This window comes from Streptomyces sp. NPDC014894 (genome assembly GCF_043080985.1).
In the GTDB taxonomy this organism is placed as follows: Bacteria; Actinomycetota; Actinomycetes; order Streptomycetales; family Streptomycetaceae; genus Streptomyces.
Genome location: NZ_JBIBWD010000007.1, coordinates 146,471 through 166,529 on the forward strand (window position 1 = coordinate 146,471; position 20,059 = coordinate 166,529).

The following is a 20,059-nucleotide window of genomic DNA, read 5'->3' on the forward strand; positions in this document are numbered from 1 at the left end:
AGGACGCCCGGCCCATCCCAGCCCGTCCGGCGTTTGAGGACGGCCCCGACCTGGGGCACCTGCACGGGACCGCGCGGTCATTTCCAGCCCGTCCGGCGTTTGAGGACGCCCCCGCGCCCCGGGGCACCCCACGGGACCAGGCGGTCAAATCCAGCCCGCCCGGCGTTTGAGGGCACCCCCGCGCCCCGGGGCACCTGCACGGGACCGCGCGGTCAATCCCAGCCCGCCCGCCGCTTGAGGACGCCCGGCCCATCTCAGCCCGTCCGGCGTTTGAGGACGGCCCCGCGCCCCGGGGCACCCCACGGGACCAGGCGGTCAATCCCAGCCCGTCCGGCGTTTGAGGACGCCCCCGCGCCCCGGGGCACCCGCACCGGACCACGCGGTCAAATCCAGCCCGCCCGGCGATTGAGGGCCCCCGCACAGAACCCCCTCCCCCCGCACCCCCAAGACCCCCAAACGGGTGGTGTTCATCAGAAGAACTGGCTACCCCCTGCGTCGGTCCTTCGCAACTCGAGATGCATACACATCATGAGAAAGGTATGTAGATCGCCCCACTCGAAACAACCGAAAGCGAGGAGCCATGACCACACCCGAAGCCCACGCGACCACCAGCATCTGGACCGCCTTCATCACCGCCCTTGTCGCCCTGCTCACCTCGATGGGACTGACCCGCGCCGCCACCGCCGTCGCCCGGCGGACCACCACCGCCGCCACCGCCGCCGCGCCGGCCGCGGAGGCGATCGCCCGGCAGGAGGGCGTGACGGCGCGTCCGGATCTGCCGGACGGAGGAGTGGAGCACCGGGACGGACCGGTGCGTACGGAACGATCGGCGCGGCCGGGTCTCCCGGGCCTTCCGGATCAGCGGGACCGCCGGCGACGTACAGCGGCCGGCCCGGACCGCAAGCACCGGCGGGCCCGCTCCGAACGTACGGAGAGGGCCGAACGGCGCGCGTCCCGCGCCCGCGCCCGCACCGCGGCCCCGGCGGTCCCCGCCCAGAGCACCCGATGGAGCCCCGGCTCCCGTACCCGCTCACTGCCGCCCACCATCAAGCAGCGCATCCGGGCGGAGGCCCACAACGCGTCGCCGTCCGTGCGCAAGCTCCCGGTCCTCGACCCGGTGTCGCTGGACTCCGGGGTCGTGTCGATCGGGGCGCGCGGGGCGAAGGACTTCGGCGCGGCCGCCGACCGCTCACTGCTGACCACCGCGGCATGAAGCGCCGGGATCGGTTTCACCTCTCCCGGCCCTCCACGGCCCGTACGAGTACCCGTACGCGCACTCGTACCCGTACTCGTCCTCGTACGCCGAGGTCAGCGGCGCTCGTCCCGGTCGTCAGCGGCCTCCGCCTCGGCCTGCTTCGCCCGCACCTCGGGGTCCAGCGCCTCCGGACTGCCGTCGACGGACGACAGCCGATCGCGGTCGGACAGCTCGGTCGCGGCGGGCGGCTCCACCAGCCAGTCGGGGTTGGCCTGCTTGTCCCACCACTTCCAGACGGCGAAGGCTCCGCCGGCCACCACGCCGACGATCACCAGCCCCTTGCCGAACCGGGCGGCCTTCGAACGCCGCTCGTGCTTGCGCACCAGCTTGGCGATCTCCTTCGGCGTCACCTGTCCGCGTAGCGCGGCCAGCGCGGCGGCGGACCGAGACGCGGCCTCCTCCCGTACGGGCTGAGCTGCCGCGACCACGTGCTCGACGCGCGGCTTGGTGTAGTCGGCCGCCTGACGAGCGGCTTTACGGGCCTGGATCGCGGCCCGGTGCGCGGCGTCGTCCACTTGGGGCGGCACATGCGGCGCCACATGGGCGGCGTACTGAACACGGGCCTGACCACTGGCCCGATGAGCGGCTCGGGAGACTTTCGGAGCGATGTGCACACGCGCCTCGTGCGCGTAATGAGCGGCCTGGTTCCGGGCCGTACCGGCGTAAGGCGCCACCACTTCCGCGGCGTGCAGCACGCTTTCCTTCGCCGAATCGGTCGCGGCGCGCACGCTGTCCATGCGGGTCACGGGGATCCTCCTCCTCGGTGGCGTTCTTCTGGTCTGGGGAAATCCCCAGTGCGGTACTTTTCGCCTTTCCGTCTGCTGGCACATCATGCCTGCCGACCGCTGCTCCGGCATGCGGGACGGGCATCCGGGTCATACCGGAGGCTGTGCACGACGATGCCACTGTTCGGCCTTTCGCGCGCCTTCGCGGGCACGACCGCGGAGGCTTTTCCGTGTGCCCGGGCCTCCGTGCGAGGATCGGACGGTTCGCAGAGCCCGAGAAGTGTTTACGGAAGGCAGTACCGTGGCCGAGCAGCTTTACGCCACCCTGAAGACCAACCGCGGCGACATCGAGATCCGGCTGCTGCCGAACCACGCCCCCAAGACGGTCAGGAACTTCGTCGAGCTGGCCCAGGGCGAGCGGGAGTGGGTCAACCCCGCGACGGGCGAGTCCTCCACGGAGAAGCTGTACGACGGCACGGTCTTCCACCGGGTGATCAGCGGCTTCATGATCCAGGGCGGTGACCCGCTGGGCAACGGCACCGGCGGCCCGGGCTATCAGTTCGCGGACGAGTTCCACCCCGAGCTGGCCTTCACCAAGCCGTATCTGCTGGCCATGGCCAACGCCGGCCCGGGGACCAACGGCTCCCAGTTCTTCATCACCGTCTCGCCGACCGCCTGGCTGACCGGCAAGCACACCATCTTCGGCGAGGTGCTCGCCCCGTCGAGCACCAAGGTCGTGGACGAGATCGTGGGGACGCGGACCAATCCGCGCACCGACCGCCCGGTCGAGGACGTCGTGATCGAGTCCGTGGTGATCGAGTCCCGCGAGAGCTGACCCGGGGCCCGGGCCCCGGCGGTACGGACCGGCCGACGCGCGGACCGGCCCTCCGGCTTCGGCCCCGGCCTCCCGGGGAACGCTCAGGGAACGATTTCGCCCCGTCCATCCGTCTGATGGACGGGGCGGTGTGTTGCTTCACGAGGATTGAGGGATCTCATGGATCAGGCGCCAGGCAGTCCACAGGAGCCGCAAGGGCCGCAGGGCGCCGCCGGGCTGCCCAGCTGCTATCGGCATCCGGGCCGCGAGACGGGCATCAGCTGCACCCGCTGCGAGCGTCCGATCTGCCCGGAGTGCATGGTCAGCGCCTCGGTGGGCTTCCAGTGCCCGGAGTGTGTGAAGGACGGGTCCGGCACCGGCCACAGCCCGGCCGCCAACCGGCCGCGCACCATAGCGGGCGGTTCCGTCGCCGAGGATCCCTTCCTGGTCACCAAGATCCTCATCGGGCTCAACGCGGCGGTGTTCGCCCTGGTGCTCGTGCTCGGCGGCCGGTTCGTGGCAGAGACGGAGCTGATCGGGCTGGCCATCAGCCCCCAGCTCGGCGAGATCGTCGGCGTCGCCGACGGCCAGTGGTACCGGCTGCTCACCGCGGTCTTCCTCCATCAGGAGGTGCCGCACATCCTCTTCAACCTCCTCGGCCTCTGGTTCCTGGGCCGGATGGTGGAGCCGGCGCTCGGCCGCGGCCGCTATCTCGCGCTCTATCTGATCTCGGGGCTCGGCGGCAGCGCGCTCGCCTATCTGATCGCCGCGCCGAATCAGCCGTCGCTCGGCGCGTCGGGCGCGATCTTCGGTCTGATGGGCGCCTTCGCCGTGCTGGCCCGGCGCTCGAATCTGGACATGCGGCCGGTCGCGCTGATTCTCGCGATCAGCCTGCTGCTGACCTTCACCCGGCCGGACATCTCCTGGGAGGGCCACATCGGCGGGCTGGTGGCGGGCACGCTCATCACCCTCGGCATGGTGTACGCCCCGCGCGAGCGCCGCACGCTGGTCCAGCTCGGGGTCTCCGGAGCCGTACTGCTGGCGATCGTGATCACGGTGGTGGCGAGGACCGCGGCCCTCGGCTGATCCGAGGCCGTGCGCCCGGAGGCCCGCCTGTGCCCAGAGGCCCGTGCCCGGCCGTCGGAAGCCCGTGAGCAGGGACTTTGCGGGGACTTTCCCCATGGTTGTCCACAGTGGGTGGCGAATCCTGCGCATGCTGTGCGGAACATGTGTGCCCCTTGTCGCTGAACTGGGTTTTTCCCAGCGGCGGCAAGGGGCACAGGGCCATCACCGGGATGGCCGACGCAGTCACACCGGCGTCAACATCTTGAAGGTTATCCACAGATCGTCTGACCTTTTCCCCACTGTGGACAACGCTGTGGATAACTCAGGGCAAGGCTTGACGCGCCGAGCTTCGGTGTGAAGCTACTTCCACTGGGTGGAGACGCCGAAGCCGGCGGCGATGAAGCCGAAGCCGACGACGATGTTCCAGTCACCGATGGACTCGAGCGGCATCTTGCCCTCGGTCACATAGAAGAGGACGATCCAGGCCAGCCCGATCAGGAACAGCGCGAGCATCACCGGGGCGACCCAGCTGCGGTTCGTCAGCTTGATGGCGGTCGGCTGCCTGGCGGCGGGCGGCGGCGTGAAATCGGCCTTCTTGCGGATACGTGACTTCGGCACGAGGGACTCTCCTGTCGATGCGCTGCGTGACCGCGCAGGGAACTGTGGCTGGCGTCCGGGGCGGGAAGCGACGGGGACCACCGCCTCCCCCGGGCGTCCGTTAGCGTAGTGCTTCCGAGGCGCCTGAGGAGATAAGGGTACGTTGAGTAATTCCGCCAACTCCAGGCCAGGCCCGGTTCGGATCCTCAGAAGGCGGACGGGCCGGCTGCTGACGGCCGCCGTCTTCGCCCTCGCCGGGCTGATCTTCGTCACCAGTTTCAACACCGCCCGGGGCACCGATCTCCGCAGCGACGACTCCCTGCTGAAGCTCTCCGACCTCATTCAGCAGCGCAGCGCCAGGAACGGCCATCTCGACGAGTCCACGGCCGCGCTCCGGGAGGAGGTCGACACCCTCGCCCACCGCGACGACGGATCCACCCGGGCGGAGGACGAGCGGTTCGGCGCGCTGGAGTCCGCCGCCGGGACCCGCGAGGTGTCGGGCCGCGCGCTGACCGTCACCCTCGACGACGCCCCGCCGAACGCGCAGGCCGCCCCCGGATACCCCGAGCCCCAGGCCAATGACCTGGTCATCCACCAGCAGGATCTGCAGGCGGTCGTCAACGCGCTGTGGAAGGGCGGAGCCGAGGGCATCCAGGTCATGGACCAGCGGCTGATCTCCACCAGCGCCGTGCGCTGCGTCGGCAACACCCTGATCCTCCAGGGCCGCGTCTACTCGCCCCCGTACAAGATCACCGCGGTCGGCGACCGGGGACGGCTGGAGAAGGCCCTGGACTCCTCCGCGGCGCTCCAGAACTACCAGCTGTATGTGAAGGCGTACGGGCTCGGCTGGAAAGTCGACGAGCGCGAGGCGGTGACTCTTCCCGGCTACTCCGGCACAGTGGACCTCCATTACGCGGAGCCCGCGGAGTAGCGCCTGGGGACGGGGGCGGTTCGGTTGTCGCTGCGGCTGGTCGTCAGAGCCCTCAGCGAGCTGTGCGTCACGGCCGGCACGGTGATCGTGCTCTTCGTCGTGTACGCGGTGTTCTGGACCGGGGTGACGGCGGCGAACGCCGCCGAGGGCGAGATCGACCGGCTCCGGGCCCAGTGGTCCCAGGAGCGGGCCGGGTCCGCCGCCCCCGCGCCGCCGGCCCCCGCCGCTCCGCACGGCCCGGTGGAACCGACTCCTCCGGCGGCCCCCGCCCCCGCCGCGGAGCGGGACGTCCCGGCCGATTCCGCGCGGCCCTCGCCCCAACCGTCCGCGCGTCCCTCCCGGCCCCCGGCGAAGGCCCCGGACCCGGCCGCGAAACGGACGTACCGGGACGGAGAGCCCTTCGCCGTCATGCGGATCCCCCGCTTCGGCCGCGACTGGGACTGGCCGGTCCTCGAAGGCACCCGGGCGGACACCCTCGGCCGGGGCCTCGGCCACTACAGGGACACCGCGGCCCTCGGCGCGCCGGGCAATTTCGCGGTCGCCGGGCACCGCCGGACCCACGGCGATCCCTTCAAGGACTTCCCCGCCCTCCGCCGGGGGGACGCGATCGAGCTGACCGACGGCACGACCCGGTTCATCTATCGAGTGGAAAAACGGCCGCTGCGGACCGTCCCGACCGATGTCGGCGTCATCGATCCCGTACCGGAGAAGTCCGGCTTCCGCGGCCCGGGGCGGTACCTCACGCTCACGACCTGCGAGCCCGAGTGGGGCAGCAGCCACCGTCTGATCGTCTGGGCCCGGCTGGAGACCGCCCGGCCCATGGCCGGCGACTGAGCCCGCGAGCTTTCCACAGCCGCCCCGCGCGACCGCCCCGCCCTTTAGTCTGGAGCCGTACCGAACGGAAAGGGACGGCACATGTACGGCTGGATCTGGCGGCATCTGCCGGGCAACGCGTGGGTGCGGGCGGTCATCTCGCTCGTCCTCGTCCTCGCGGTCGTCTATGTGCTGTTCCAGTACGTCTTTCCCTGGGCGGAGCCACTTCTTCCGTTCGGTGATGTGACGGTCGACGGAGCGAGCGCCGGGAGCGGCGCCGGTGGGGAAGAGGGAACCGCCCGATGAGCGCACGCATTCTGGTCGTCGACAACTACGACAGCTTTGTCTTCAACCTCGTCCAGTACCTCTACCAGCTCGGCGCCGAGTGCGAGGTGGTGAGAAACGACGAGGTCGCCCTCGCCCACGCCCAGGACGGCTTCGACGGCGTGCTGCTCTCCCCCGGACCCGGGGCCCCGGAGCAGGCGGGCGTCTGCGTCGACATGGTGCGGCACTGCGCCGCCACCGGCGTCCCCGTCTTCGGCGTCTGTCTCGGGATGCAGTCGATGGCGGTGGCGTACGGCGGGGTGGTGGACCGGGCCCCCGAGCTGCTGCACGGAAAGACCTCCGCGGTCAGCCACGAGGGCAAGGGCGTCTTCTCCCGGCTGCCCTCCCCCTTCACCGCGACGCGCTATCACTCGCTCGCCGCCGAGCCGGCCGACCTCCCGGCCGAGCTGGAGGTCACCGCGTGGACGGCCGACGGCATCATCATGGGGCTGCGCCACCGTGATCTGCCCGTCGAGGGCGTCCAGTTCCACCCCGAGTCCGTCCTCACCGAACACGGACATCTGATGCTGGCCAACTGGCTGGAGCAGTGCGGCGACCGCGGCGCGGTGCAGCGATCGGCGGGCCTCGCGCCAGTGGTGGGCAAGGCTGTGGCCAAGGCTCTGGTGTGACCACCGGTCGCGCCGGGGACGCGTACGACCCCACGGCCGGTCACGGAGACACACCGCCCGGGCCGCGCGCCCGGGGCCCCCAGCGGCCCGCCGGCGAGCCCCCCGCGCCCGCCCGCGGCCCGTACCGCTCGCCGTACGGCGCCCGGCCGGCCGGGCGGATCCCCCCGGCGCCCGCGGGCCCGGACGCGACGGAGGTGCTGCCGAGGGTGCCCGCGGGGCCGGACGCGACCGAGGTGCTTCCCCGGATCCCCGCGGGGCCGGACGCCACCGAGGTGCTGCCCCTGGTGCCCCCCGGGCCGATGCCGCCCGTACAGCCTCCGCAGGCGCCCCCCGGGCCCATGCCGACGGCTCAGCTGCCGCCGGTGCCCGCCGGGCCCGGGCGGGCCGAGCGGCGAAGAGCGGCCAAGGGCGGCCGGGGGCGCAGAAGACCCATGCCCCCCGAGGCCGCTCAGAGCCCCGTGGTGCGCCCCGGCGGGGGCGTGGGCGGGCCACCGCCCCCCGGCGGCCCCGGGAGGCCGCTGACCCGGGTCGAGGCCCGCCGCGCGGCCAGGGCGGCCAAGGACAGCCCGGCCGTGATCGCCAGCCGCGCCATGGGCGAGCTGTTCATCACCTTCGGCGTGCTGATGCTCCTCTTCGTCACCTACCAGCTCTGGTGGACCAACATCCGCGCCGGGCAGGAGGTCGACAGGGAGACGAGCAAGATCCAGGAAGCCTGGGCGAAGGGCCGCGAGCCGGACGCGTTCGCCCCGGGCCAGGGGTTCGCCATCATGCACATCCCCAAGCTGGACGTGGTCGTCCCCGTCGCCGCCGGCGTCGACAACGAGAAGGTCCTCGACCGGGGCATGGTCGGTCACTACAACCAGGGAGGGCTCAAGACCGCGCTCCCCTCCGACCCGACGGGCAACTTCGCGGTCGCGGGCCACCGCAATACGCACGGCGAGCCCTTCCGCTACATCAACCGCCTCGAACCGGGCGACCCGATCGTGGTCGAGACCCAGGACACGTACTACACGTACACGATGGCGAGCATCCTCCAGCAGACCCCGCCGTCCAACGTCCAGACGATCAGCGCCGTCCCGGCCGGCTCCGGTTTCACCGCGCCCGGCCGGTACATCACCCTCACCACCTGTACGCCCGAATTCACCAGGACGTACCGGATGATCGTCTGGGGCAAGATGGTCGAGGAACGGCCGCGCAGCAAGGGCAAACCGGACGCGCTCGTAGGCTAGGGCGGCAGGCGTCCGGCGGGTCACGCGGGGGCCGGGCATCGGCGGTCCCCGAGTCCAGACGGGAAGAGAAGCAGTGTCACGTACGCGCAGCCGGGTCGCCGGCGTCATCAGTGTCTTCGGTGAACTGCTGATCACCGTCGGCGTGGTGCTGGGCCTCTTCGTCGCCTACTCGCTCTGGTGGACGAATGTCCTCGCGGACCGCGAGTCCGCCCGCCAGAGCGACCAGGTGCGCGACGGCTGGAAGGACGGCCGCGGCGGCGCGGGCGGCCCCGGCGCGCTCGACACCCGGGACGGCATCGGCTTCCTCCATGTGCCCGCCATGAAGAACGGCGAGGTGCTGGTGAAGAAGGGCACCGACCCCAAGAAGCTCAACGACGGCATCGCGGGCTACTACACCGATCCGGTCGAGTCCGCGCTCCCCTGGGACGACAAGGGCAACTTCACCCTGGCCGCCCACCGCGACGGCCACGGGGCCAAGTTCCACAACATCCACAAGATCGAGGACGGCGATCCGATCGTCTTCGAGACCCGGGACACCTGGTACGTCTACAAGGTCTACAAGACGCTGCCGGAGACCTCCAAGTACAACGTGGATGTGATCAACGCGGTCCCGAAGGAGTCGGGGAGGACCAAGGCGGGCCGCTACATCACGCTGACGACCTGCACCCCCGTCTTCACCTCGAACTACCGCTACATCGTCTGGGGCGAGCTGGTGCGCGAGGTCAAGGTCGACAAGGACCGCACCGAGCCGGCCGAGCTGCGCTGAGCCTCTCCTGCGGTCACGATCGCCGTACCGCCCGCGCCCGTACCGTTCACCGCCGTACCGCTCGCCGTCGTACCGCTCGTGCCCGTACCGTTCACCGCCGTACCGCCCGCGCCCGTACCGTTCACCGCCGTACCGCTCGTGCCCGTAGCGCCCGCCGCCGTTTCGCTCGCCGTCGTACCGCCCGCGGCTGAGCCCTCCTTCCACGCCGAAGCCCCGGCTCCCTGTCGGGCGCCGGGGCTCGATGCCGGTCCGCGGTCTCCGGTGCGGAGGCGCCGGGCGGCGAGAGGGCCGAAGCGGGTTCGGCGGGGGCGTCAGCCGCCTATGCCGCCGATGAAGCCGCCGTTCTCCTCGCCGTCGCCCTCACCCTCGTTTCCACCGGTGTCGCCGCCGCCGTTGCCTCCGCCGGGGTTCTCGCCGTTGCTCCCGTTGCCCTCGCCGAAGTCGACGGTCGTCACATTGACCTGCTGATTCGCGGTGGCCTGCGAGCCGGCCGTCGGGGTCTGGCTCATGACCCGGGCGGTGTCCTCGTCCGTACCGTCGATCTTGCCGATCTGGAGACCGGCCTGCGTCAGCAGGGCCTTGGCCTCGCCGAGCGTCGAGCCCGTCACATTCGGCACCTGGATGGTCTGCGCCGGACCCTTGGAGACCTTGAGCGTCACCGTGCTGCTCTTGGCCGCCTTGGTCTCCCCCTCGGGAGTCTGGCTGACGACCTCGTCCTTGGGCTTCTCGGAGTCCACGTACTCGGTGTTCACCTGGAAGCCGTTGGCCTGGAGCTGGTTCTGCGCGATCGCCAGCTGGTTCCCGACCACCGAGGGCACGAGCCGGAGCGACTGCGTCGCCACCGTGATGGTGACCTTGGTGCCCTTGTCGGCCATGCTGTTCTGCGCCGGATCCTGGCTCATCACGGTCCCGGGGTCGGCCTCGGAGGACTCGACCTCCTTGATCCCCACCTCGAAGCCCTTGAGCTTCAGCGCCTCCTGGGCGCTGTCCTTGGACTTCTCCGTGACGTCCGGGACCTCGACCTGCGGGGCGCCCTCGGAGAGGACATAGGTGAGGGTCTCGCCCTCATTGATCGTCCCGTCGCTGGGCGACTGGCTGCAGATCTTCCCCTTGGGCTGGTCGCAGCGCTCCGTGCCCGACTCCTGGAGCTTGATGGACGCGTTGGTGGCGTGCTCCTCGGCCTCCTCGACGGTCAGGCCGACGATCTCCGGCACCGCCATCCCGCCGGCCTCGGCCTTGTCGCCGAAGACGGACCGGCCGATGAGGACCGCGCCGATCAGGACCAGGATGCCCGCGACCACCAGCAGGATCGTGGAGGTGCTGGACTTCCGCCCCCGGCCCCGCCGGCCCCGCCCGTCGTCATAACCGCCGAAGCTCCCGTCGTCCGGATTCATCGGCGGGAGCATCGAGGTCTGGGCGGCCGCGGGGTCCGACTGTCGGAGCGCGGTGGTGGGCTGTTCCTCCGGCGGATAGCCGTAGCCGACGGAGCCCATCGCCGCCGTCGCCGCGACCGGCTGCCCGTCGAGGCAGGCCTCGATGTCGGCGCGCATCTCGTCCGCCGACTGATAGCGGTAGTCCGGGTCCTTGACCAGCGCCTTGAGGACGATGGCGTCCATCTCGGGGGTGATCTCGGCGTCGAAGTTCGACGGGGACTGCGGCTCCTCGCGGACATGCTGATACGCCACCGCCACCGGCGAGTCGCCGATGAACGGCGGCCGCACGGTGAGGAGTTCGTAGAGCAGACAGCCGGTGGAGTACAGGTCGGAGCGCGCGTCGACCTGCTCGCCCTTGGCCTGCTCGGGGGAGAGGTACTGGGCGGTGCCGATGACCGCGGAGGTCTGGGTCATCGTCATCCCGGCGTCGCCCATGGCGCGCGCGATGCCGAAGTCCATCACCTTGACCTGACCGGTCCGCGTCAGCATGACGTTGGCCGGCTTGATGTCCCGGTGGACGATGTTGTTGCGGTGCGAGTACTCCAGCGCCTGGAGGATGCCGATCGTCATCTCCAGCGTGCGCTCGGGGAGCAGCTTCCGGCCGGAGTGCAGCAGCTCTCTCAGCGTGGAGCCGTCGACGTACTCCATCACGATGTACGGGATGGAGACGCCGTCGACGTAGTCCTCGCCGGTGTCGTACACCGCGACGATCGCGGGATGGTTGAGCGAGGCGGCCGACTGGGCCTCACGGCGGAACCGGGCCTGGAAGGACGGATCACGGGCGAGATCGGCCCGCAGCGTCTTCACGGCGACGGTGCGGCCGAGCCGGGTGTCGTGGGCGAGGTAGACCTCCGCCATGCCACCACGGCCGAGCACCGAGCCCAGTTCGTACCGGCCGCCGAGGCGACGCGGCTCTTCCATAGCTGTTCCAGCCCTCTCCGTCAGTCCCCACCGCACCTGAGCGTGGTTTGGCGGTGCGCTGTTCGCGACTACGCTACCGGCCGCTCACCGCCCGATCAGCCCGCGACCGCCAGCTGATACCCGACCGGTATCGCAATGTGCGGGTATGGAGGCCGGGGGTGATCCGAGTCACTCCTTGCTGTCCAGCACCGCCTTCATCACGTCCTTGGCGACCGGGGCGGCCAGTCCGCCGCCGGTGATGTCGTCCCGCGCGGTGGCGCCGGAGTCCTCGACGATGACCGCGACCGCGACCGGCGATCCCTCGCTCGTCTTGGCGTACGAGATGAACCAGGCGTACGGCCGCTTGCTGTTGTTCGCGCCGTGCTGGGCGGTACCGGTCTTGCCGCCGACCTTGACTCCGCCGCCGATCTGGGCGCGCTTGCCGCTGCCGCTCTCGACCACGTTCTCCATCATCTGCTGGACGAGCTGCGCGGTCTCCGGGGAGATCGGACGGTTCAGCTCCTCGGGCTCGGTCTTCTCGATCACGTCGAGGTCCGGCGACTCCAGCTGATCGACCATGTACGGCTTCATCAGCTTGCCGTCGTTGGCGATGCCCGCGGTGACCATGGCCATCTGGAGCGGCGTGGTGGCGGTGTTGAACTGGCCGATCGCGGAGAGCGAGTTCTCCGAGCGCTCCATCTCCTTGTCGTAGACCGACTCGGAGACCCGGACCGGGGTGTACAGCTCCGGGTCGTTGAACCCGAACTTCTCGGCCGTCTCCAGCATCTTCTCCCGGCCGACGTCATCGGCGAGCTTGGCGAAGACGGAGTTGCAGGAGATCTCCAGCGCCTTCTTCAGGCTCACGTTCTTGCACCCGGTGACCAGGTTCTTCATCGGGGTGCGGGTGTTCGGGAGGATGTACGGCTCGGGCGTGTCGGTCGGCTCGTCGATGTTCTTCACCGCGCCGTGCTCCAGGGCGGCGGCGGCGGTGAGCACCTTGAAGGTGGAGCCGGGCGGGTAGATCTCGCGCAATGCCCGGTTGAGCATCGGCTTGTCCTTGTCCTTGCCCAGCGCGTTCCACGCCTTCTCGTCCGAGGCCGCGTACCCCGAGAACGAGGCGGGGTCGTACGACGGGGTCGAGGCGAGCGCCAGGATCTTGCCGGTCTTCGGCTCGATGGCCGCGACCGCGCCCTTCTTGTCGCCCAGCCCCTTCCAGGCGGCCTTCTGGGCGGCGCCGTTCAGCGTGGTGACGACATTGCCGCCCTTCTTCTTGTCGCCGGTGAACATCGCCATCGTGCGGTCGAAGAAGAGCTGGTCGGAGTTGCCCGAGAGGATGCCGTCCTGGAGCTTCTCCAGCTGATTGGCGTCGAACGCCTGGGAGGCGTACCCGGTCACCGGGGCCCACATGGGCCCGTCGACATAGGTCCGCTTGAAGACGAAGTCGGTGTCGTCGGTCTTGACCGAGCCGGTGATGCGCTTGCCGTCCACGATGATGTTGCCGCGCTCGCTGGCGTAGCGATCGATCTGGATCCGGCGATTCCGGTCGTTCTCGTTCAGCTCGTCCGCCTCGACGTACTGGAGCCAGTTGGTGCGCACCAGCAGGGCGAGGACGAGCAGTCCACAGAAGATCGCGATCCGGCGCAGGGGCTTGTTCACGGTCGGACCACCTGGGTCATCTCGGCGTCGGGGGACGGGGCGGGGGCGGGCGCGGGCCGCCGCGCGGTGTCGCTGATACGGATCAGAATGGCGATCAGCGCCCAGTTGGCGATCACCGACGAACCGCCGGCCGCGACGAACGGCATCGTCATGCCGGTCAGCGGGATGAGGCCCATCACACCGCCGGCGACCACGAAGACCTGGATCGCGAAGGCGCCCGAGAGGCCGACCGCGAGCAGCTTGCCGAACGGGTCGCGGGCCGCGAGCGCGGTCCGTACGCCGCGCTCCACGATCAGGCCGTAGATCATCAGGAACGCCATCGTCCCGGCGAGCCCGAACTCCTCGCCGACGGTGGAGAGGATGAAGTCGGAGTTGGCGGCGAAGCCGATCAGGTCGGAGTTGCCCTGGCCGAGTCCGGTGCCCAGGGTGCCGCCCGCGCCGAAGGACATCAGCGCCTGGCCGATCTGGTCGCTCTGCGCCCAGGTCTCGTCGTCGAAGGGGTTCAGCCAGAACTGCACCCGCTGCTGGACGTGCGGTTCGAAGGTGGCGACCCCGACCGCGCCGGCGGCCGACATCAGCAGACCGAAGATGATCCAGCTGGTGCGCTCGGTGGCCACGTACAGCATGATCACGAAGAGGCCGAAGAAGAGCAGCGAGGTGCCGAGGTCGGTCTCGAAGACCAGGATCAGGATCGACATCGCCCAGACCACCAGGATCGGGCCGAGGTCGCGTCCGCGCGGCAGATACAGCCCCATCACCCGGCGGCTGGCGAGCGCCAGCGCGTCCCGTTTCACCATGAGATAGCCGGAGAAGAAGATCGCGATGATGATTTTCGCGAACTCGCCCGGCTGCAGGTTGATCGGGCCGAGGCTGATCCAGATCTTCGCGCCGTTGCGGGCGGGGAAGAACATCGGCAGGACCAGCAGGACCAGCGCCACCGCCATCGAGATGTAGGTGTAGCGCTGGAGGATCCGGTGGTCCTTGAGCAGCAGCAGCACGGCGACGAAGAGCGCGATGCCGATCGCCGAGTAGAGCATCTGCTTGGGCGCGTCGGGGGAGAAGGATCCCCAGCGGAACTCGGCGCGCTTGATCAGCCGCTGCGACTGGTCCAGCCGCCAGATCAGGACCAGCCCGAGCCCGTTGAGCAGCACCGCGAGCGGCAGCAGCAGCGGGTCGGCGTACTTGGCGAACTTCCGCACCACGAGATGCGCCACCGCGGCCAGGAGCCCGAGCCCCAGTCCGTACCCGAGGACTCCGGTGGGCAGCTTGCCGTCGAGGGCGAGCCCCACATTGATGTACGCGAAGACCGGAACGGCGACCGCGAAGGCGAGCATCATCAGCTCGGTGTTGCGGCGGCTCGGTGCTTCGATCGCGCCGATCGTGGTGGTGTTGGTGACAACGCTCATGTGTGGAGAGGCCCCCTACGGCTGATTACTGCTTACCGCAGTTCGAGGCCAGCTTCTGCTCGTCCTCCGAGAGAGTGGGGCCCGGAGTAGGAGAGGGAGAGGCAGCGGTCGGCTTCTTCTTGTCGTTCGATGCGGCGGGCGCGCCGGCGGTTCCCCCGGCCTCGCCCTCACCGGGCGGCGGAGCGCTCGCGCGGTCGGCGGCGTCGCGGCGCTGCTCCTCCTTCTTGCACGCGGACGCCTGGGCGGCCAGTTCGCCGACCTTCGTCCGCGCCTTGCCGAGCGTCTTCTGGGTGATCGTCGCCTCCACCTGCTTGCGCTGGTAGGGCGGGAGGTACTTGAGTTCGATCTCGGGGTGGTCCTTCTCGACCTTTGAGAGCGAGATCCAGGCCAGGTCCTGGCTGATGCCCTGGTAGAGGGCGACGTGCCCGTCCTTGGTGCCGACGTAGTACTGGGTCTGCGTCCAGCGGTAGCCGCCGTACAGACCGCCGCCGACGACCGCGAGGGCGAGCACGATGTAGAACGATCTCTTCAGCCAGGCGCGTCCGGCGCGGGGCTTGGTGAAGTCGTCGTCGCCGTACTGGTCGAAGCCGCCCTCGGCGGGCATGCCCTCGTAGCCGTCGCCGCTGCCGGGCGGGCCGAAGCCGCCCTGCTGCGGCGGTACGGGACGGCCCAGGCCGGCCGCGCGGCCGGCCGGGGTCTGCATGGCCCCGCCGTCGTTCAGCTGGAGCTGGTTCTCGGCGACCGCGCCCACCACGACCGGGGTGTCGCTGAGCTGCTCGGCCAGGGTGTCGCCGGCGTCGGTGTCGAACACGTCGGCGACGATGCAGGTGATGTTGTCGGGGCCGCCGCCGCGCAGGGCGAGCTGGATCAGATCCTGGATCGTCTCCTGCGGGCCCTGATAGCTGGCGAGGGTCTCCTCCATCGTCTGGTGGGAGACCACTCCGGAGAGGCCGTCGGAGCAGATCAGATAGCGGTCGCCGGCCCGGACCTCGCGGATGGAGAGATCCGGTTCGACATGGTCGCCGCTGCCCAGCGCGCGCATCAGCAGCGAGCGCTGCGGATGGGTGGTGGCCTCTTCCTCGGTGATCCGGCCCTCGTCCACCAGCCGCTGCACCCAGGTGTGGTCCTGGGTGATCTGGGTGAGGACGCCGTCCCGCAGCAGATAGGCGCGGGAGTCGCCGACATGGACCAGGCCGAGGCGCCGGCCGGTCCAGAGCAGGGCGGTGAGCGTGGTGCCCATGCCCTCCAGCTGCGGGTCCTCCTCGACCATCAGCCGGAGCTGGTCGTTGGCCTGCTGCACGGCGGTGCCGAGCGAGGTGAGGATGTCCGAACCGGGGACGTCGTCGTCGAGCTGGACGAGCGTGGAGATGACCTCCGAGGAGGCGACCTCGCCCGCCGCCTGACCGCCCATGCCGTCGGCGATGGCGAGCAGCCGGGGGCCGGCGTAGCCGGAGTCCTCGTTGCCCTCGCGGATCATGCCCTTGTGCGATCCGGCGGCGAAGCGCAGGGAAAGACTCATGCGCACCTCTCCCGTCGGCTCGGGGTACAGCCGGTCTCGAGCCACACTGCCCACCCTCCGGTCGGGAGCCGGTCCCGGTCCGCTGTCGGGACCGCTGCGGCTCGCTCGCTCCGCTCGCGCGCTGTCATATGTCTTACTACTTCCGCAGCTCGATGACGGTCTTGCCGATGCGGATCGGCGCGCCCAGCGGAATCGGCGTCGGCGTGGTGAGCCGGGACCGGTCGAGATAGGTGCCGTTGGTGGACCCGAGATCCTCGACGATCCACTGGCCGTCACGGTCGGGATAGATCCTGGCATGCCTGCTGGACGCGTAGTCGTCGTCCAGCACGATGGTGGAGTCGTGCGCGCGGCCCAGGGTGATGGTCTGGCCCTGGAGCGCCACGGTGGTGCCGGTGAGGGTGCCCTCGGACACCACCAGCTTGGTGGGCGCCCCGCGCCGCTGGCGGCTCCCGGACTGCTGCCGCTGCGGTGGCGGCGCGGCGGTTTGGCGAGCCTGCTGGGGACGCTGGTCCGCATTGCGGCGTGAACCGCGCTGCGTGACCCGCGTACCGAACAGATCGCTGCGAATGACCTGGACGGCCACGATGACGAACAGCCACAGAACGGCTAGGAAACCCAGCCGCATGACCGTCAGGGTCAGCTCTGACATTGCCCCCGCTTCACCCTTCGGCTTGCCGGTAAACGATGGTGGTGCTGCCCACGACGATCCGCGAGCCGTCGCGGAGCGTAGCGCGGGTGGTGTGCTGCCCGTCCACCACGATGCCGTTGGTGGACCCGAGATCCTGGATCGTCGAGGGCGTTCCGGTCCGGATCTCACAGTGCCGGCGCGATACGCCGGGGTCGTCGATCCGCACGTCGGCGTCGGTGCTGCGGCCCAGCACCAGCGTCGGGCGGGAGATCTGATGGCGGGTGCCGTTGATCTCGATCCAGCGCCGCACCTGGGCGCCCGGCAGCGGGCCGGGGCCGGTCGCCGGACCGCGGTCCGGTACGGCGGAGAGGCCGGGGCGTCCGCCCGGCGGCGGGCCGGGCGGCATCGGGGGCGCGGCGGCGGGCGGCGGATAGCCGTACCCTCCGCGCGCTCCGGAGGCCGGGGAGTCGGTGCGCGCGCCCGCCTCGGGGCCCGGGGCGCCGGGACCGGGCGTCTGTGACGTACTCGACGCGAGGGTGCGGCTGCGCACCCGGTACAGCCCGGTGTCGAGGTCGTCGGCCTTCTCCAGATGGACCTTGATGGGCCCCATGAAGGTGTAGCGCTGCTGCTTGGCGTATTCGCGCACCAGTCCGGCCAGCTCGTCGCCGAGCTGGCCGGAGTAGGGGCTCAGACGCTCGAAGTCGGGCGCGCTCAGCTCCACGATGAAGTCATTGGGGACGACGGTCCGCTCGCGGTTCCAGATCGTCGCGTTGTTGTCGCACTCGCGCTGGAGGGCGCCGGCGATCTCGACGGGCTGGACCTCGGACTTGAACACCTTGGCGAAGGTGCCGTTGACCAGGCCTTCGAGACGCTGCTCAAAACGCTTCAGGACTCCCATCGGGCACCTCCTCCGTTGCTGCCGTCCTGATACTGCTTACTGATCGTATCCACGCGTCGGGAAATCGGCTGGTTCCCCTTGTCTGCCCCGTCGATGAGTGTCACCTCTCACACGGATCGTAGAGGCGGCCCCATGACAGTGTCCCGCACCCGGGGGGAGCCGAGCAGGAGCGGGGGCGGGCCGTCCGGTGTCCCGTGTCCGCGCCGGTGCGCCCTCCCTGCTCCTGCGTCTGTTCGCCCGCCGGGTCCGGCAAACAATCGGATGTGATTCCACCCTGTGCAGCGTGCTAATCTTCTGCATGTCGCCAGGGAGACACGCCGGACCGGCGGGTAAACCGAACGACAACACCCAATGCGCGGGTGGCGGAATAGGCAGACGCGCTGGATTCAGGTTCCAGTGCCCGAAAGGGCGTGGGGGTTCAACTCCCCCCTCGCGCACAAGATCGCAAGCCCCGTAGGTCCAACGACCTACGGGGCTTGCGCGTTCCCGGGGTACGGATTTTTCTCCGGCGTTCCTGGGAGCCGCCGGGGCCAGGGGGCCAGGGCCGGGGTGCTCCGGGTCGCCGGGCTCCGGCTCCCGCCTCCGGCCTTCCCGCTCCGGTGCGGGTCGCGACCTTCGTCGTGGGCGCGGGGGACGAAAGAGGGCGGTGGGCGGCCGGGACGGCTGCCTAGGGTGCCGATGTGAACGTCTCTTCGAGGATCCTCGCCGGACTGCGCGCGGGCTGGGCCTGGCTGGGTGCGCCGGAGCACCGGTCGCCGCGTCGGGGCGCGCCCGTGACGCCCCGGCGCGGAACGGGCGTGGAGCTGGTGCTCGCGCTGGTCCTGGCGCTGCTGGCGGCCGGGATCGAGCAGCTGCTGGGCAAGAGCGGCCCCTGGGTCGTCTCCGCCGCCCTCGGCGCCGGGGCGCTCTCGCTGCTGCGGCGCAGGCTTCCCGCGCCGGTGCTGATCGTCACCGCCGCGCTCTCCGTGGAGGTCGTCGGACTCGTCCTGGTGCAGATCGTGGTCGGCTGGTCCGCCGGCCGCCGGATCGTGGGGGCCCTGCGGGCGCTGGCGGCGTTCACCGGCGCGTACCTCGCCTTCATGGCTCTGGTGGCGCTGACCGAGCGCCCCGAGCTGGAGAAGGCCGTGGAGCTGGCGCTGCTGCTCACGCTCGCCTTCCTGGCGACGACCGTCGTCCCCGGACTGGCCAGCCGCCACTGGGGCCAGCGCAAGACCCTGCTGCACGCCCTCCACGAGCGCAACGCCCAGCTGCTCTGGGAGCGCCAGATGATCGCGGACCAGGCGCGGCTGGTGGAACGGCAGCGGATAGCCCAGGACATGCACGACAGCCTCGGTCACCAGCTGGCGCTGATCGCCGTGCACACCGGGGCCCTGGAGGTCGACCCCGAGCTGACCGGCCGGCAGCGGGAGGCGGTCGGGGTGCTGCGGAACGCCTCGGTGACCGCGATGCACGAGCTGCGCGAGGTCGTCGGGATTCTGCGGGACGGGGTCCGGGAGACGCCCGCCCCCGTGGACGAGACGGGTCGGGCGGCACGCGGCGCCGCCGGAGTCGGGGAGCTGGTGGAGGCCGCCCGGGCCGCCGGCAGCACGGTGGAGCTGCGGCACAGCGGCGAGACGCGGCCACTGGCCGCCGCCGCCGATCACGCCGCGTACCGGATCGTGCAGGAGGCGTTGACCAACGCCTTCAAGCACGCTCCCGGCGCTCCGATCGAGGTGGAGCTGCGCTATGAGCCGGACTCCCTCGTCGTCGAGATCGTCAGCGGGCCCGCGGCCGCGCCGGGCGGCGAGGTGGTCAGCGGCGGTCAGGGGCTGACCGGGCTGCGGGAGCGGGCCCGGCTGGTGGGCGGGATGGTGCACGCCGGAGCCTTCGAGGGCGGGGGCTTCCGGGTGGCGGGCGTCCTGCCGTACGGGGTGGTGGAGGCGGCCCCGCTCGCCGCCGAGGAGGACTTCCCGCCGCCGCAGCCGTATCCGCCGCAGCCTCGGTCGGACGGCGTCTACGCGGACGGTGTGCCGGTCATGAACTGGGGGGCCACGGGGTGGCCGCCCCCGGGCGCGCCGGGCACGGAGCCCGTGCGGCGGAGGTTCGGCAGCGCGGGTCTGGGCTGTGTGATCGCGGCGGTCGCGGTGGCGGTGATGGCGGCGGCGACGATCGGCGGATTGGTGTTCCTGGTCGACTCCATGGACGAGGGCATGATCGACCGGGCCGAGTACGACCAGGTCGAGGTGGGGGAGAGTGAGGACTCGGTGCGCGACCGGCTGCCGACCGGGGACACGGTCGCGACGACCGGCCTCAGCGGGAAGGGCCCGAAGAGGCCGCACGGCTCCCAGTGCCTGGTGCTGATGTCGTCCGAGATGTCGGAGGACTACGAATCCGAGCCCGTGTTCCGGTTCTGCTTCCGGGACGGACTGCTGGTCGAGAAGAAGGCGTACGACGTCACGCGGTAGCCCCGGGCCCGCCCGCCCCCGGTCGGA

Annotated in this window: 18 protein-coding genes and 1 tRNA gene; 11 read left to right on the forward strand and 8 right to left on the reverse strand. The window is 70.6% G+C overall.

Going from position 1 to position 20,059, the window contains the following annotated elements; all coding sequences use genetic code 11:
* Nucleotides 1-580 precede the first annotated feature (580 nt).
* The gene (locus tag ACF089_RS18465; RefSeq protein WP_392027546.1) at nucleotides 581-1,213 is read left to right on the forward strand and encodes a DUF6344 domain-containing protein; all 633 of its coding nucleotides are present in this window, start codon (nucleotides 581-583) and stop codon (nucleotides 1,211-1,213) included.
* A gap of 95 nt (nucleotides 1,214-1,308) precedes the next feature.
* On the opposite strand, the gene ACF089_RS18470 is transcribed toward ACF089_RS18465, so the two are convergent.
* A complete protein-coding gene (locus ACF089_RS18470) occupies nucleotides 1,309-2,001 on the reverse strand; it encodes a DUF5324 family protein (protein WP_392027549.1) in 693 nt (230 codons plus the stop codon).
* 280 nt (nucleotides 2,002-2,281) lie between these two features.
* Here ACF089_RS18470 and ACF089_RS18475 point away from each other — a divergent pair, with 280 nt between their 5' ends.
* Nucleotides 2,282-2,815, forward strand: a complete 534-nt coding sequence (locus ACF089_RS18475; protein ID WP_392027552.1) for a peptidylprolyl isomerase — start codon at nucleotides 2,282-2,284, stop codon at nucleotides 2,813-2,815.
* A 159-nt stretch (nucleotides 2,816-2,974) separates the two neighbouring features.
* Entirely contained in the window at nucleotides 2,975-3,880 is a 906-nt protein-coding gene (locus ACF089_RS18480; protein ID WP_392027554.1) for a rhomboid family intramembrane serine protease, read from the forward strand.
* Between the two features lie 339 nt (nucleotides 3,881-4,219).
* Here the strand turns inward: ACF089_RS18480 and crgA are convergent, their stop codons facing one another.
* Nucleotides 4,220-4,477 carry a cell division protein CrgA gene (gene crgA / locus ACF089_RS18485; protein ID WP_392027556.1) on the reverse strand — a complete coding sequence of 86 codons (258 nt, stop codon included), beginning with the start codon at nucleotides 4,475-4,477 and terminating at the stop codon, nucleotides 4,220-4,222.
* A 142-nt stretch (nucleotides 4,478-4,619) separates the two neighbouring features.
* Between crgA and ACF089_RS18490 the strand changes: the two genes are divergently transcribed.
* The 6 genes from ACF089_RS18490 (at nucleotide 4,620) to ACF089_RS18515 (ending at nucleotide 9,148) form a co-directional block, all read left to right on the forward strand.
* Complete coding sequence (locus ACF089_RS18490) at nucleotides 4,620-5,387, forward strand: DUF881 domain-containing protein (RefSeq protein ID WP_392027558.1); 768 nt, start codon at nucleotides 4,620-4,622, stop codon at nucleotides 5,385-5,387.
* Nucleotides 5,388-5,411: 24 nt separating this feature from the next.
* Entirely contained in the window at nucleotides 5,412-6,221 is an 810-nt protein-coding gene (locus ACF089_RS18495; protein ID WP_392027561.1) for a class E sortase, read from the forward strand.
* 81 nt (nucleotides 6,222-6,302) lie between these two features.
* Complete coding sequence (locus ACF089_RS18500) at nucleotides 6,303-6,506, forward strand: hypothetical protein (protein WP_392027563.1); 204 nt, start codon at nucleotides 6,303-6,305, stop codon at nucleotides 6,504-6,506.
* Complete coding sequence (locus ACF089_RS18505) at nucleotides 6,503-7,153, forward strand: aminodeoxychorismate/anthranilate synthase component II (protein WP_392027566.1); 651 nt, start codon at nucleotides 6,503-6,505, stop codon at nucleotides 7,151-7,153. Before ACF089_RS18500 ends, ACF089_RS18505 begins: the two co-directional genes overlap by 4 nt.
* Nucleotides 7,150-8,382: a class E sortase gene (locus ACF089_RS18510; RefSeq protein WP_392027569.1), complete on the forward strand. Its 1,233-nt coding sequence runs from the start codon at nucleotides 7,150-7,152 to the stop codon at nucleotides 8,380-8,382. The genes ACF089_RS18505 and ACF089_RS18510 overlap by 4 nt, the downstream gene beginning before the upstream one ends.
* 73 nt (nucleotides 8,383-8,455) lie before the next feature.
* Nucleotides 8,456-9,148: a class E sortase gene (locus tag ACF089_RS18515; RefSeq protein ID WP_392027572.1), complete on the forward strand. Its 693-nt coding sequence runs from the start codon at nucleotides 8,456-8,458 to the stop codon at nucleotides 9,146-9,148.
* Between the two features lie 311 nt (nucleotides 9,149-9,459).
* On the opposite strand, the gene pknB is transcribed toward ACF089_RS18515, so the two are convergent.
* The 6 genes from pknB to ACF089_RS18545 form a co-directional block, all read right to left on the reverse strand.
* Nucleotides 9,460-11,502 carry a Stk1 family PASTA domain-containing Ser/Thr kinase gene (gene pknB, locus ACF089_RS18520; protein ID WP_392027575.1) on the reverse strand — a complete coding sequence of 681 codons (2,043 nt, stop codon included), beginning with the start codon at nucleotides 11,500-11,502 and terminating at the stop codon, nucleotides 9,460-9,462.
* Between the two features lie 168 nt (nucleotides 11,503-11,670).
* Complete coding sequence (locus tag ACF089_RS18525) at nucleotides 11,671-13,137, reverse strand: peptidoglycan D,D-transpeptidase FtsI family protein (protein WP_392027578.1); 1,467 nt, start codon at nucleotides 13,135-13,137, stop codon at nucleotides 11,671-11,673.
* Nucleotides 13,134-14,543, reverse strand: coding sequence for an FtsW/RodA/SpoVE family cell cycle protein (locus ACF089_RS18530; protein ID WP_392027580.1), 1,410 nt, complete (start codon nucleotides 14,541-14,543; stop codon nucleotides 13,134-13,136). Before ACF089_RS18530 ends, ACF089_RS18525 begins: the two co-directional genes overlap by 4 nt.
* A 25-nt stretch (nucleotides 14,544-14,568) precedes the next feature.
* Complete coding sequence (locus ACF089_RS18535) at nucleotides 14,569-16,062, reverse strand: PP2C family protein-serine/threonine phosphatase (RefSeq protein ID WP_392027582.1); 1,494 nt, start codon at nucleotides 16,060-16,062, stop codon at nucleotides 14,569-14,571.
* Between the two features lie 136 nt (nucleotides 16,063-16,198).
* Nucleotides 16,199-16,711, reverse strand: coding sequence for an FHA domain-containing protein (locus tag ACF089_RS18540; RefSeq protein ID WP_392027585.1), 513 nt, complete (start codon nucleotides 16,709-16,711; stop codon nucleotides 16,199-16,201).
* 10 nt (nucleotides 16,712-16,721) lie between these two features.
* Nucleotides 16,722-17,588 carry an FhaA domain-containing protein gene (locus ACF089_RS18545; RefSeq protein WP_392027588.1) on the reverse strand — a complete coding sequence of 289 codons (867 nt, stop codon included), beginning with the start codon at nucleotides 17,586-17,588 and terminating at the stop codon, nucleotides 16,722-16,724.
* Nucleotides 17,589-17,941: 353 nt separating this feature from the next.
* Between ACF089_RS18545 and ACF089_RS18550 the strand changes: the two genes are divergently transcribed.
* Both ACF089_RS18550 and ACF089_RS18555 read left to right on the forward strand, forming a co-directional pair.
* A tRNA-Leu gene (locus ACF089_RS18550) sits at nucleotides 17,942-18,025 on the forward strand.
* Between the two features lie 243 nt (nucleotides 18,026-18,268).
* Nucleotides 18,269-20,032: a sensor histidine kinase gene (locus ACF089_RS18555; protein WP_392027591.1), complete on the forward strand. Its 1,764-nt coding sequence runs from the start codon at nucleotides 18,269-18,271 to the stop codon at nucleotides 20,030-20,032.
* Nucleotides 20,033-20,059: the final 27 nt, after the last annotated feature.

Coding starts and splice junctions, on each gene's coding strand:
- ACF089_RS18535 (WP_392027582.1), bottom strand. CDS start 16,062: ATGAGTCTTTCCCTGCGCTTCGCCGCCGGATCGCACAAGGGCATGATC.
- ACF089_RS18505 (WP_392027566.1), top strand. CDS start 6,503: ATGAGCGCACGCATTCTGGTCGTCGACAACTACGACAGCTTTGTCTTC.
- ACF089_RS18480 (WP_392027554.1), top strand. CDS start 2,975: ATGGATCAGGCGCCAGGCAGTCCACAGGAGCCGCAAGGGCCGCAGGGC.
- ACF089_RS18540 (WP_392027585.1), bottom strand. CDS start 16,711: ATGTCAGAGCTGACCCTGACGGTCATGCGGCTGGGTTTCCTAGCCGTT.
- ACF089_RS18545 (WP_392027588.1), bottom strand. CDS start 17,588: ATGGGAGTCCTGAAGCGTTTTGAGCAGCGTCTCGAAGGCCTGGTCAAC.
- pknB (WP_392027575.1), bottom strand. CDS start 11,502: ATGGAAGAGCCGCGTCGCCTCGGCGGCCGGTACGAACTGGGCTCGGTG.
- ACF089_RS18530 (WP_392027580.1), bottom strand. CDS start 14,543: ATGAGCGTTGTCACCAACACCACCACGATCGGCGCGATCGAAGCACCG.
- ACF089_RS18500 (WP_392027563.1), top strand. CDS start 6,303: ATGTACGGCTGGATCTGGCGGCATCTGCCGGGCAACGCGTGGGTGCGG.
- ACF089_RS18465 (WP_392027546.1), top strand. CDS start 581: ATGACCACACCCGAAGCCCACGCGACCACCAGCATCTGGACCGCCTTC.